The following is a 12056-nucleotide window of genomic DNA, read 5'->3' as shown; positions in this document are numbered from 1 at the left end:
CTCGGCCGGCTCCTCGGTGGCCTGGGCGGCGTCCCTGGCGTGTGCCCGGCCCTGCTCCACGCGCCTGGACCGCGGCCCACATCGTCGCCCCGCACACGGGGCTGCTGTCCCGGGCCCGGGCCGGCACGCCCGTCGAGGCCGCCGTCGCCGACGACGCCTGGGTCCAGGCGATGCTCGACGCCGAGGCCGCGCTGGCCCGCGCCCAGGCACGTTGCGGCACGGTCCCGCCCGCGGCGGCCGCCGTGATCACCGCCGCCGCCCGGGCCTCGAACTTCGACACCCGGGAACTGGCGCTGGCCTCGCGGGAGACCGCCAATCCGGTGGTGGCCCTGGTCGCGGCGCTCACCGCACGGGTCGCGGCCCGCTCGCCGGAAGCGGCCGAGTACGTGCACCGCGGCTCCACCAGCCAGGACGTCTTCGACACCGGCGCGATGCTGGTGGCGACCCGGGCCCTGCGGCTGATCGCCGCGGACCTCAGGGCGGTGGCCGACGCCCTCGCCGCCCTGGCGGCCGACCACCGGGACACGGTGATGGCGGGGCGCACCCTCGCCCTGCACGCCGTACCCACCACGTTCGGGCTGAAGGCGGCGGGCTGGCGCCAGTTGGTCCTGGAATCCGCCGAGCGGCTGGAGCGGCTGTCCGAGGGCGGCCTGCCGGTCTCCCTGGGCGGCGCGGCCGGCACGCTGGCCGGCTACCTCCAGTTCGCGGGCGACGACGCCGACCCGGCGACCGTCCTGGACGAACTGGTGGCCGCCTTCGCGGACGAGACCGGGCTGGCCGCACCCGTGCTCCCCTGGCACGCGCTGCGCACGCCGGTCGCCGACCTGGGCGCTGCCCTCGCGCACACCGCCGGAGCACTGGGGAAGATCGCCGCCGACGTCCTGGTGCTCGCCCGCACCGAGATCGGGGAGGTGGCCGAGCCGGCGGTGGCCGGGCGGGGCGCCTCCTCCGCGATGCCGCACAAGCGCAACCCCGTGCTGTCGACGCTGATCCGCTCCGCCGCCCTCCAGGTCCCGGCGCTGGCCGCCGTCCTCGCGCAGTGCCTGCCGCACGAGGACGAGCGGTCGGCGGGGGTCTGGCACGCCGAGTGGCAGCCGCTGCGCGAGGCGCTGCGGCTGACCGGCGGGGCCGCGCACACCGCCGTGGAACTGGTCCGCGGGCTCACCGTGTGCCCCGAGCGGATGGCGGTCAACCTGGAGGCCACCGGCGGTCAGCTCGTCTCCGAGCGGGTCAGCGCGGTGCTCGCCCCCAGGCTGGGCAAGGCGGCCGCGAAGGAACTGCTGACGCGGGCGTCGCTGCGGGCGGCCGAGACGGCCCGCCCGCTGGCCGCCGTACTGGCGGAGTCCGACGCGCTGCGGGGGGTGTTCACGCCCGCGGAGCTGACCGCGCTGCTCGACCCGGCCGGATACACCGGCGCGGCCGGGCCGCTGGTCGACCGGGCGCTGGCCGCCGGCCGCGTCCACGCCGACGCCTAGGTGGCCCGCGCGCCGTGTCCCGGCGCGTCGGTCATCCGACCCACGGGCGCGGGGGCGGGGTCTCCGGACGGCGCCGCAGCCATGGACGGCGCCGCGGGGTCAGGCGGCGCCGAGGCGTCAGACGGTGCCGAGGCGGAAGCCGACGCCGCGGACGGTGACGATCCACGCGGGGTCGCCCAACTTCCCCCGAACGCTGCTGACGTGGGTGTCCACGGTGCGGCGCGACCAGGAGTTGCCCCACACCTGCTGGAGCAGCTCCCTGCGCGGGACGACGGTGTCGGGATGCTGCGCCAGCAGGCACAGCAGGTCGAACTCCTTGCGCGTGAGGGTGACCGGCACGTCGTCGACGGTCACCTCGCGGGAGCCGACCTCGATGCGCAGCCGGCCGTGCCGGATCTCCTGGGCCGGGCCCGCGGCGGCCGCCGGCTGCCACTGCGTGCGGCGCATGACGGCCTCGATCCGGGCCATCAGCTCGCGGATCCCGAAGGGCCGGGTGACGTAGTCGTCCGCGCCCGCCTGGAGGCCGAGCACGCAGTCGATCTCGGACTCGCGGGAGGTGACGATGATGAGCGGCACCCGGCTGACCGACCGGATCGCCCGGCACACCTCCAGCCCGTCCAGGTCCGGCAGTTCGAGGTCGAGCAGGACGAGGTCGGCGCTGCCGTAGGCCTGCAGGGCCGCGCCGCCGTGGGCCGCCCTGGTACAGGTGTGGCCGTGCCGGCGCAGGTGGTGCGACAGCCCGTCGCCGGCGTCGGCGCCCACGACCAGGATGCGCCGGCCGGAGACCGCGGGCGCCGGCCGGGGGGCGGACCCGCCCGCTCCGGGCACGCCCTGGACGGAACTCCGCTGGCCCGGCCCCATCTGGCCGGGCGGCCACACGCCGGGGGATCCGGGGCGCGGCGGCCGCGGCTGTACCAGCGCGCGGGCCCGCGGCCCGTCGTGCTCGGGGTGCGGAGCGGACGTCTGGTGCTCCGGCAGTGCCTGCGCCTGAACCTGACTCATGCCTCCCCCGGGGGGTAGTGGCGGGACCGGACCGGTTCGGCCGTCTCCCGCGCCGACGCTAGCGGTCCGCGGTCGAATCCTGCTGCAGGGCCGGTCCAGGGTCCGCCCGGACGCCCACCGGTCCTGACGCGGCCTAGACCGGGAACACCTCGGTGACGGCGTGGTTCGGGTCGCCGGCCCGCAGGTGCATCTCGCCGACCCCGGGCAGCATGACCACGGAGGCCACCGTCCTCTCCAGGCTGTAGATCCCGTGGTCGGCGATGCACACCGGCGGCCGGGACAGCACCGAGAAGTGCCTCTCCACCGTGGCCACCGGGCCGATGCGGGTCAGTCCCTTCGTCACGGCCTCCATTCGCGCGTCGGAGTTGACGCGGTCGGGGGCCGACTGCCGGTCGAGCGGGGTGAAGTCCTCGTGCAGGAAGTGGTTGGTGTGCACGGCCTCCCGCGAGGCGGGTTCGGTCACCCGCAGCTCGGTCCCGCACACCTCCGCGTACACCGCGCGCCGCCGGTCGCACAGCATGAGGTTGCGCGAGCTGGACAGGGTGAGCCCGGCCAGCATCTCCAGGGCCTCGTCCACGCTCCCGGCACCGTCCAGCAGGTGGCGGATGGCCAGGTAGGGGGTGAGGCTCGGCCGCCACTGGCCGTCGGTCGTCAGGTTCACCCCGATGGCCAGCCCGTCGCTGTTCATGCCCAGGTAGCCGAGCATGCCCGCGAAGCTGAGCACCGTCACCCGGCGCGACGCCCCCGCCCGGGCCAGCGACAGCACGGCGATGTGGCTGTCGACGTACGCGTTGAGGTCCACCGTCTGCGCCAGCACCGGCCGGCCCGCCGGCCAGGTGCGCGCGTACCCCGTGCAGTCCCCGGCGCTCGGCATGCCGGCGTACCCCATCACCTCGCGGCGCAGCTGCAGCAGCCAGGCCTGGTCCTCGGAGATCCCGGCCCCGGCCGCCAGCCCCTCCACCTCGGCGGCCAGGTCCGGGACCGCCGCCGTGATCTCCGAGCGGTACGCGGAGATCGACGGCAGCAGTCCCGTGAGCGTCAGCGGGCCGTCGGCCAGGTGGTCGAGCCGCGCCATGCCGTCGCGGAGGAAGGCGCGCAACGGGCCGGCGAGTGCCTCTCCGTGGGCGCGGCCCAGTTCGAAGGGGGTGCCGACGGCCTTGACGTACGCGACGCTCATGCGGCGGCAGCCGCCTTCTTCGGGCCCTGGGAGAGGGCGCTGCGCACCTGCGGCCACTCGGCGCGCAGGATGCTGTAGAAGACTGCGTCGCGGCGGCGTCCGCCCGGCATGTAGTTGAAGGAGCGCAGGGTGCCCTCCTCGGTGGCGCCGATGTTGCGCAGGCCCCTGCGGGCCTGGACGTTGAGCTCGTCCGTCTTGAACTCCACGCGCTCGGCCTCCAGCACCTCGAAGGAGTGCTGGAGCAGCAGCAGCTTCGCCCAGTGGTTGATGCCCTTGCCCCGGAAGTCGCGGCCCAGCCAGGAGGCCCCGATCTCCAGGCGGCGGTCCTTCTCGGCGAAGCTCAGCAGGCTCATGCTGCCCGCGACCCGGCCGCTCTGCCGATCCCGGATCACGTACACGGCGCGGCGGCGGGCCGTGTGCTCGGCGAGGTTCGAGTCGAAGAACTTCTCGAAGTCCGCGTCGTCGCCGACGTTGACGGTGAAGTAGCGCCAGATGTCGGGGTCCATGGCGACGGCGCGGATGTCCTCGCGGTCGGGCGCGCTGAGCGGGGTCAGCATGACGTGGTCGTTCTTCAGGAAGGTGGCGGCGTTTTCGGCCCAGCTCATGATCTGACTCCAGTGGTGGGGTGGGGTGGGGGAGTGCGGTCGCCCGGCGGTTCAGCCCGCCTGCTCGCGCAGCTCCTCCAGCCGGTGGTGGATGACGTGGTGGTTGACGAGGAAGTCCTCGGGGCGGCGGGGGGCCGTCTCGATGCCCTCCGCGCGCAGCGCGTCGGCGAAGTTCTCGCCCTGCTCGGCGGTGCGCCGGGCGGCGGCCTGGACGGCGCGGTAGGCCCGCTCCCGCTCCACGCCCCGCTCCAGGAGCTCCACCAGCACGGACGAGCTCCACACGAGGCCGTTGGTGTGGTCGATGCCGGCCCGCATCCGCCCGGTGTCCACGTGCAGGTTCTCGACCATGTCCGCGGCCCTGGTGACCTGGAAGTGCGCCACGGTCAGCGCGTCGGGCAGCACGACCTTCTCCACCGCCTGGTGGGCGATGTCCCGCTCGTGCCACAGCGCGACGTCCTCCAGCACCGTGGTGGCGTACCCGCGCAGCAGTCGGGCCAGGCCGACCAGCATCTCGCTGCCGGACGGGTTGGCCTTGTGCGGCATGGCGCTGGAGCCCTGGTAGGCGGAGGTGCGGCGCTCCTCGACCTCGCGGACCTCGGTCCGCTGCAGCAGCCTGAACTCCAGGGCGATCTGCTCGACGCAGGCGCCGAGCAGGGCGACGGCCTGGATGAGCTGGGCGTGCCGGTCGCGGGCGACGACCTGGCTGGGGCAGGGCTCGATGCCCAGGCCCAGCTCCTGGCAGACGTAACTCTCCACGGCCGGGTCGATCAGCGCGTACGTGCCGACGGAGCCCGAGACCGTGCCCACGGCGACGGCTTCGCGGGCGGCCTCCAGGCGCGCCAGCGAGCGGTCGATGGCGAAGGCGAAGCCGCCGAGCTTGTGGCCGAAGGTGGTGGGCTCGGCGTGGATGCCGTGGGTGCGGCCCACGGTCGGGGTGTCCCAGTGCTCGGCGGCCCGGTCGGTGAGGACCTTGCGCAGCCGCTTCACGGCGGCGATCAGCACGTCGCAGGCCCGGGCCAGGATGTGCCCGAGGGCGGTGTCGACCAGGTCGTAGCTGGTCATGCCGACGTGCACCCAGCGGGCCGAGGACTCGGGCATGTCCTCGCAGTAGGCGGCCAGGAAGGAGAGCACCTCGTGGTCGCGCTGCCGCTGGATCTCGAGGACCTTCTCCGGCGTCGGGACGGGCGCCCGGCGCATGTCGTCGAGCACCTCCGCGGGCACCCGGCCCAGCTTGACCTGGGCCTCGGTGGCGAGGATCTCGACGCGTACGTAGGTCTCGTAGCGGAATTCGTCCGAGAGGAGCGCTGCCATCTCGGGGAGCGTGAAACGAGGGATCATCACGGGCCTTCGTCGGAGGGAGGAACGGTGGAGCACGGGCGGGCGGGCCGGTGAGGGAGTCCGGCCCGGCGGACGGCGGCGGCGCGGGGCCGGCCGTCGTGGCGGAGCTGTGCCGAGCTGTGCCGAGCTGCGCCGAGCGGGGTCAGAAGGCCGCGAAGTACTCGCGCTGCTCCCACTCGGTGACCTGGCCGGGCACCGGGGACGCACCCAGCGCCCAGGCCTCGTAGCGGCGCACTTCGCTCTCCTTGAGCTTGGCGAGGACGCTGGCCAGCGGGTCGCCGAGCAGCGTGGCCGCGCGCCCGGTGCGGAAGGCCTCCAAGGCCTCGCGCAGGGACTGCGGGACGGTGTCCGAGCCCTCGCGGGGCCCGTCGGCCGGGCCGCCGGCGAGCCCGTCGAGGCCGCTGAGGCCGGCGAAGAGCTGGGCGGCGATGTTCAGGTACGGGTTCGCGCTCGGCTCGCCGATGCGGTTCTCGATGTGCGCGCCGGCCCCGGAGCCGACCACGCGCAGCATGGCCGTGCGCGACTCCAGGCTCAGGCCCACCCGGGTCGGGGACAGGGCGTGCTGCGTGCCCAGGCGCTGGTAGCCGTTGACCGTGGGCACCGACAGCAGGAACAGGTCGCGCAGCCAGTCCTGCAGGCCCTCGGCGTACGCCTTGCTCGTGGGGGAGAGCCCCGCCGAAAGGCCCTCGGCGCTGAAGACGTTGCGGCCGGTGGCGGTCTCCAGGACGGACTGGTTCAGGTGCCAGCCGCTCGGGTCCGCCCCGGCGATCGCCGGCTGCGACATGAAGGAGGCGTGCAGACCCCGGGCCGCGCACCAGCGTTTGGTGAAGACGCGGAAGAACAGCATCGCGTCCGCCGTGTCCAGCGCCGACATGGGGTCGAAGGTGGTCTCCACCTGACCGGGGCCCATCTCGTGCTCCATCGACCGCACCGGCAGCCCCAGGCCGAGCAGGGCGAGGGCCAGCGGGTCGGTGACCGGGGCGATCGTGTCGTACGCGGCGTCCAGGTTGAACTGGTAGCCCGCGTTCATCGCGGCCACCCGCGGGGCCGGGCCCTGCAGGCCGAAGCCGTTGCCCTCGTTGCCCGGCTCGTCGTCCAGGCGGCGCGCCAGGTACCACTCGACCTCCAGGCCGAGTACGGGCGTCAGCCCGCGGCCGGCGTAGCGGTCCAGTACCCGGTGCAGCACGTGCCGCGAGGACAGCGGGTGGGGGCGGCCGTCGCGCAGGTACTCGTCGCCGATCACCCAGGCCGTACGCGCCCCCTCGCCGGGCAGCACCAGGAAGGTCAGCGGGTCGGGCACCAGCACGAAGTTGCCGAGGCCCGCGATCTCGTCGACGCCGGTGCCGTGCTCGCCCCGGTAGTCCACCGCCGTGGTGCAGGCGGTGTCCTTCAGGAACGGGCCGGGGCTGTAGTTCATGCCGTTGCGCAGCACCCCGCCGAAGCTGCGGGCGGTCAGCGTCTTGGAGCGCACCAGGCCGTGCGGGTCGCCCCACACCAGACGGACGAGGTCGATGTCGCCCAGCCCCGCCTCGATCCGCTCGGCGGCCGCCAGCCGGGCGTCGTCCCACAGCCCGTGCTCGGCGACGAAGGCGGGGCTCCCGACGCTGCCCTCCGTGGCAGGGGCCGACCATGACCTGGAAAACATGACGGGGAGCGTCCTTTCGAGAAGGTCGACGGGGGCGTCAGGAGGCGACGGAGGCGGTCAGGGGGCCGGCCGCCTCGACCGGGGTGCCGGTGACGGACCTCCAGTGCCAGGCCGAGTCGAAGGCCGTGACCTCGGCCTGCTCCCCCTGCTCGGCGAGCGCGGCCGCCTGCTGCGTCATCCGGGCGATGAAGGCGGCCACCTGGTGCGCCGCGAGCATCTCCTGCTCGGTGTACGGGTCGCCGTCGGCGCGGACGATGCGCAGGTCCATGAACCCGTTGAAGGGCCGGCCGCACACCTCGACCGACTGGGGGCTGCGGATCGTGAAGCGCACCATGTTGTTGACGTGCCCGTGGTGGTGCTGGTCGGAGAAGTGGGCGATGTCGGGGACGGTCGGCGGCACGAAGTGGTCGCGCTCCAGGACCTTCTGGGTCCGCGGCAGGTTGCCCGCGATGAAGTGCCAGGAGTTGTACTGCATGCGCGAGGACATCGCCCAGGCGGTGTCGGCGAGCGTGGCGAGCGAGTCGCCGTAGTGCCGCCGGGCCTCCTGCGCGGGGACCACACAGCAGAAGAAGTCCGTGATGCCCCAGGAGCTGATCTCGTCCCAGGCCTCCGCGCGCAGCGCGCGGACCAGCTCCGGCAGCGACCGGATGCCGCGGCTCATCGAGAAGTCGGCCTTGAACGCGGCGGTGGTGGCGGCGACCGCCTCGTACACGACCGCCTCCAGACCGGTGCCGAACTCGCCGCAGGGCCGGGCCAGCCAGGCCGGGTCGGCGTCGTCGGCGAGCCGCAGCTCGGCCAGCCGGTCGCCGACCACGGGCAGCGTGGCGTGCAGGTGTTCGGTGACCTGCCGGTCCCGGTCCGCGGCCACCTCGCCGTACGGGGCCGCGACCTTCTCCACCTTGTGGATCAGGGCGCCGTGGATCTCGCGGTACAGCTGGACGGTGCGGGTCACCTCGGGGCGGTGCGCGCCCAGCGCCGTGGCCAGGGCCATCAGCGCGTCGATGCCGGCGTCGGGGCCGGCCGCGGGGATCCGCTCCCCGCCCAGGGCCCGGTTGTAGTTGCGGCGGGTGTGCTCCAGCAGCCGGGCCACGTTGTCCGGGGTGAGCTGCGAGCCGTTGGCCTCTTCGATGCGGCCGTACCCGGCCGAGCGGATGAGCAGGCTGATGCCCACGACCAGCAGGGCGTCGTGGTCCGACCACAGCTCCAGCGGCACGCCGCCCAGGCTGCCGAACACGCAGTCCGGGTGGCCCGGCCACAGCGTCTTGCCCACGACCGTGTTGGTGTCGCGGAAGTTCGTGTACTGCTTGTCCTCGATGTAGAGCATGAACGGGGCGGTGCGCTGCGCGGCCTCGGTCAGCTGCGCCAGCAGCGCCTGGCGACCCTCGCGGCCCTGCTCCGCCAGCCAGCGGCGGCTGTCGGCCGCGTAGCGGTCGAACCGCTCCTGAACCGCCGTCACCTCGCGGCGGTAGTCGTCCAGGTGCCGCTGCGTCCACGGAACCCGGAGCACGCCGGCGACCAGCTTGTGCTGCCTGGCGAGCGGCTGCTGGGAGGGGACGCGGACGACGACCCGGCCGCCGGTGGTCAGGCCGATCTCACCGAGGAACACGGTGGGCTCCGCGGGGTCCGCGGCGGCCCCGGCCGTTTCCCGGGCGTCTGCGGACAGGCCGGCGACGACCTTCAGCGCGGCGGCGTCCGCGGTGCGCAGTCCGCCCTCCTGGACGTCCGCGGGCACGTGGCCGTCGAGCGTGAGCAGGGTGTCCAGGGCCGCGCGCAGGTCGGCGGCGGCCGAGGCCTTGCGCCACACCCGGGCCAGCAGCCCGGGGAAGCCGGCGTCCTCCTCGCGCACCCGGTCCGGTTTGGGCGTGGCGCCGGCCGCCAGGCCCAGGCGGCTGGGCCGCCGGCTCTGGCGCTTGCGGGAGTTGGCGGCTCTGCGGGAGCCTTCACGGTCCACGGGCGCGGTCATGCGGCACCTTCCCCGGTGAGTGCGATGTGGCTCCACATCGCGTCGTCGGTGGGCGTCCAGTCCTCGTCGACGTAGATGCAGTCGACCGGGCACTCCAGGACGCAGACGGGGCAGCCCGAGCAGAGCTCGGGGATGATCACGACGTCGAGCCCGCGGTCGAAGATCGCGCCGAATTGTTCCGGACAGCTGCGCAGGCAGGTGTCGCAGGTGATGCACTCGGACGTCTCGATGCGGCGCGGGGGCTTGGTCCAGTTGCCTGCGCGGCTGCGCGTGGCGATCCGCAGGTCCCGCCCGGACGGCACATCTGACGAAGCGTTGTTTTCCACGGGCATGAAACCCCTTAGACGTCGTGTCGATGACGGCTCGAACGGACGCTCCGAGCATCAGGGGTTCCTCTCGACCCACTCCTGACCCCCGGTCGGGGCGTGCTGGAGCGGCACATCGACGCCGGGAGTGGAGCCGGCGGCTCCGGATCGCTAGCGCCACTCGAGCTGAGCGCGATGTGCACCCGGCAGGCTGCAGCGACCTACACGCTGTGAGGTGCGCATGGATACGGCAGTAGAAAGGGCCATCGAGTGCATTCGGGAGCACTACGGTGAGCCTCTGGCCCTTGCACGGATCGCGGAGAGCGCGCTGCTCAGCCGGTTCTATCTCACGCGACTGTTCAAGGAGGAGACCGGTCTCACCCCCGGCAGGTTCCTGGCCGCGGTCCGCATCCACGAGGCCAAGCGGCTGATCGGGGAGACCTCGATGAGCATCACCGAGGTCTCCTACGCGGTCGGGTACAACAGCCCCGGCTCGTTCACGAACTACTTCACGGCCAGCGTCGGAGTGTCCCCCAGCCGGTTCCGCCGGCTGGCGCGGGACGGGGGCGACGGCCTGCCGGCGACGGAGCCCGTCCCCCCCGTCCCGCAGCAGGGACAGGGCGCGGTCGGCGGAACCGTCGCTCTGCCCGGGGGCCACGGGAACGCGCGCGTGTTCCTGGGTGCCTTCGCCACGCCGGTCGTCCAGCACCCGTGTGCCGCCTCGGCCCTCTTCGACGTACCGAGCGGCAGGCCGTCCTGCTACTCCCTGGAGAACGTCCCCGAGGGGAACTGGTACCTGCTCGCGGTGGCGGTGGCCGACAGCCTCGGGCCCGACCGGACGGCCCACCGGACCCCGCTCGTCGGGGGGCGCGGCGTGATGCCCGTGACGGTGACCGCCGACGGCGTCACGAGCGCGGCGGTGCGGCTGCGCCCGAGCCGGCCGACCGATCCGCCGGTCCTGCTGGCGCTGCCCGAGCTCGTGCCCCCGGTCACCTTCGTGCCGCCCCCCGGCTGTCCCTCCACCGGCCCGCTTCAGGGCGCCGACGACCAGCGCCGGGCCGCGGGCCACCTCCGGCTGGTGTCCTCGGCACCGGTGCCGTGACGGGCGTGCCCGCAGTTCACGGCATCATGTCCTGCTTGGTCTTGAGCCCCTCGGCGAGCAGGCTCCATTCCTTGCCGATGCGTTCGGCGATCGGGGCGATGACGCCGAGCCAGTGGGCCGGAACGGCGTCGATCAGCTCCCGCCAGCCGTCGTCCGGCTCGGCGGCGTGCAACTGCATCCAGCGGAGGAACTCCCGGCCCCCCGCGGTGTAGCGGATGGTGGGATCGGCGGCCATCTTCGCCGCCACCGTCGTCCAGGCCGGAATCTCGTCGGTGCGGTTCCTGCGCTGCGGCGCGCTGCCCGGGCTCGGTGCCACCCGCAGGGGCACCGGGGCCGCGCCACCGGCATCCGCGCCGCCGGGAACCGCCGGGGCGGGCCGCGACGGTTCCCCCGCCGGCCGGACGGACCGCACGGGGTGGGCGGGATGGACGGGGTGGACGGACCGCAGGGCCTGCGGCGCCGCGTCGGGTGTCCGGCAGGCGCTGCGCTCGGGGCTCTCGCCGCGCCGTAGCCGGGCGCTCACGTCGTGGACCGTGCCGAGCGACACGTCGGTCTCCCGGGCGACCTGACGGAGCGGGGCGTCCGGGTGCGCGGCGATGTACTCGGCGGCCCGCCGCCGGCCCTCGCCCGGGCCCACGGGGCGTCGCCTGCCGTCCCGGCCGATGCGCTTGCCGTCGAGCGGTGTTCCCTCACCCGACGTCTCGCGCATCGAGGCGATCGTCTTCGCGCTCAGCCCGGTGATGCGGGCGACCGCGCGGTCGGACCAGTCGGGGTGGGAACCCAGGACGCGCCGGGCTCCGGACACGCGGTCGGCCTTCGACAGGGGCAGTCCGTGCGAGCCGTTGGCCGTCATGGCGATGACGAGCGCCTCGGAGTTCGAACAGTCGACGAAGCGCGCCTTGATGCTGCTGTCGCCGCGCAGCTTCGCGGCCTCCAGCCGGTGCAGGCCGTCGATGATGCGGTAGCCGTCGATCTGGACCAGAATGGGCGGCAGCTCCGCCGAGCCGGCCGCGTCGACGAGGAGCTGGATGTGCGCGGCGTCCGTGCCGCTCCGGCGCAGAGGGACGCCCGCCGACAGGGCGTTGACGAGGACGTCGCAGGCGGGGAGCTGCTCGAGGTTCTTCGGATCGAACTCGCTGCGGGCCGACGCGTCGACGCTTCCCGTCCCGACGGAGCCGAATGTGTTCGTGATCAAGATGGCCTGCGCGCTGCTCTGAGCCATTCCTTCACTTCCTCTCTGCTGCCGCTGCCGACGAGCGTCGCAGGAGGGGCTCTAGCTGCAGTCGAGGGGAGTTGGACCTTTCCTGGAAACGCAGGACAGCGGGTGTCCGCCGGACCGGCGGACACCCGCTGCGGGCATGTCGCCGGGGCGGGGCGCCCCGGGGGGATCAGGAACCCCCGCCACCGCCGACGAGGGCCCCGACTGTGGGCTCAGGAGGGGCAT

The 12056-nt window shown here is 73.9% G+C and carries 10 protein-coding genes; 2 read left to right on the top strand and 8 right to left on the bottom strand.

The window, feature by feature from the left end; genetic code table 11:
• Window positions 1–41: 41 nt before the first annotated feature.
• Window positions 42–1475 (top strand): 3-carboxy-cis,cis-muconate cycloisomerase, encoded by a 1434-nt coding sequence (gene pcaB, locus ABZY57_RS29760; protein ID WP_356517167.1) that lies wholly within the window; start codon window positions 42–44, stop codon window positions 1473–1475.
• Window positions 1476–1592: 117 nt separating this feature from the next.
• Here the strand turns inward: pcaB and ABZY57_RS29755 are convergent, their stop codons facing one another.
• From ABZY57_RS29755 to ABZY57_RS29725, 7 genes are all read right to left on the bottom strand, one after another.
• Entirely contained in the window at window positions 1593–2213 is a 621-nt protein-coding gene (locus tag ABZY57_RS29755; RefSeq protein WP_356517165.1) for a response regulator transcription factor, read from the bottom strand.
• Between the two features lie 397 nt (window positions 2214–2610).
• Entirely contained in the window at window positions 2611–3654 is a 1044-nt protein-coding gene (locus ABZY57_RS29750) for a C45 family peptidase (RefSeq protein ID WP_356517163.1), read from the bottom strand.
• Window positions 3651–4259 carry a GNAT family protein gene (locus ABZY57_RS29745; protein ID WP_356517161.1) on the bottom strand — a complete coding sequence of 203 codons (609 nt, stop codon included), beginning with the start codon at window positions 4257–4259 and terminating at the stop codon, window positions 3651–3653. Before ABZY57_RS29745 ends, ABZY57_RS29750 begins: the two co-directional genes overlap by 4 nt.
• Before the next feature lie 51 nt (window positions 4260–4310).
• On the bottom strand, window positions 4311–5597 hold the full coding sequence (gene purB, locus ABZY57_RS29740; protein WP_356517159.1) for an adenylosuccinate lyase: 1287 nt from the start codon (window positions 5595–5597) through the stop codon (window positions 4311–4313).
• Window positions 5598–5739: 142 nt separating this feature from the next.
• The gene (locus ABZY57_RS29735; protein ID WP_356517157.1) at window positions 5740–7242 is read right to left on the bottom strand and encodes a glutamine synthetase family protein; all 1503 of its coding nucleotides are present in this window, start codon (window positions 7240–7242) and stop codon (window positions 5740–5742) included.
• A gap of 37 nt (window positions 7243–7279) precedes the next feature.
• Entirely contained in the window at window positions 7280–9205 is a 1926-nt protein-coding gene (locus tag ABZY57_RS29730; protein WP_356517155.1) for a hypothetical protein, read from the bottom strand.
• Window positions 9202–9531, bottom strand: coding sequence for a 4Fe-4S dicluster-binding protein (locus ABZY57_RS29725; RefSeq protein WP_356517153.1), 330 nt, complete (start codon window positions 9529–9531; stop codon window positions 9202–9204). Before ABZY57_RS29725 ends, ABZY57_RS29730 begins: the two co-directional genes overlap by 4 nt.
• A gap of 220 nt (window positions 9532–9751) precedes the next feature.
• Here ABZY57_RS29725 and ABZY57_RS29720 point away from each other — a divergent pair, with 220 nt between their 5' ends.
• Window positions 9752–10612, top strand: coding sequence for an AraC family transcriptional regulator (locus tag ABZY57_RS29720; protein WP_356517151.1), 861 nt, complete (start codon window positions 9752–9754; stop codon window positions 10610–10612).
• 16 nt (window positions 10613–10628) lie between these two features.
• Here the strand turns inward: ABZY57_RS29720 and ABZY57_RS29715 are convergent, their stop codons facing one another.
• Window positions 10629–11834 (bottom strand): ParB N-terminal domain-containing protein, encoded by a 1206-nt coding sequence (locus ABZY57_RS29715; RefSeq protein ID WP_356517149.1) that lies wholly within the window; start codon window positions 11832–11834, stop codon window positions 10629–10631.
• Between the last annotated feature and the right edge of the window lie 222 nt (window positions 11835–12056).

This window comes from Streptomyces sp. NPDC006450 (assembly GCF_040612195.1).
Lineage (GTDB): Bacteria > Actinomycetota > Actinomycetes > Streptomycetales > Streptomycetaceae > Streptomyces.
The sequence above is the reverse complement of the archived record's forward strand: the minus strand, read 5'-3'. Positions and strand labels throughout refer to the sequence as shown.

What these genes read in the sequence shown, in the direction of transcription:
- ABZY57_RS29730 (WP_356517155.1), bottom strand. Translation starts at nt 9,205, where the DNA reads ATGACCGCGCCCGTGGACCGTGAAGGCTCCCGCAGAGCCGCCAACTCC.
- ABZY57_RS29720 (WP_356517151.1), top strand. Translation starts at nt 9,752, where the DNA reads ATGGATACGGCAGTAGAAAGGGCCATCGAGTGCATTCGGGAGCACTAC.
- ABZY57_RS29745 (WP_356517161.1), bottom strand. Translation starts at nt 4,259, where the DNA reads ATGAGCTGGGCCGAAAACGCCGCCACCTTCCTGAAGAACGACCACGTC.
- ABZY57_RS29750 (WP_356517163.1), bottom strand. Translation starts at nt 3,654, where the DNA reads ATGAGCGTCGCGTACGTCAAGGCCGTCGGCACCCCCTTCGAACTGGGC.
- ABZY57_RS29735 (WP_356517157.1), bottom strand. Translation starts at nt 7,242, where the DNA reads ATGTTTTCCAGGTCATGGTCGGCCCCTGCCACGGAGGGCAGCGTCGGG.
- ABZY57_RS29715 (WP_356517149.1), bottom strand. Translation starts at nt 11,834, where the DNA reads ATGGCTCAGAGCAGCGCGCAGGCCATCTTGATCACGAACACATTCGGC.
- purB (WP_356517159.1), bottom strand. Translation starts at nt 5,597, where the DNA reads ATGATCCCTCGTTTCACGCTCCCCGAGATGGCAGCGCTCCTCTCGGAC.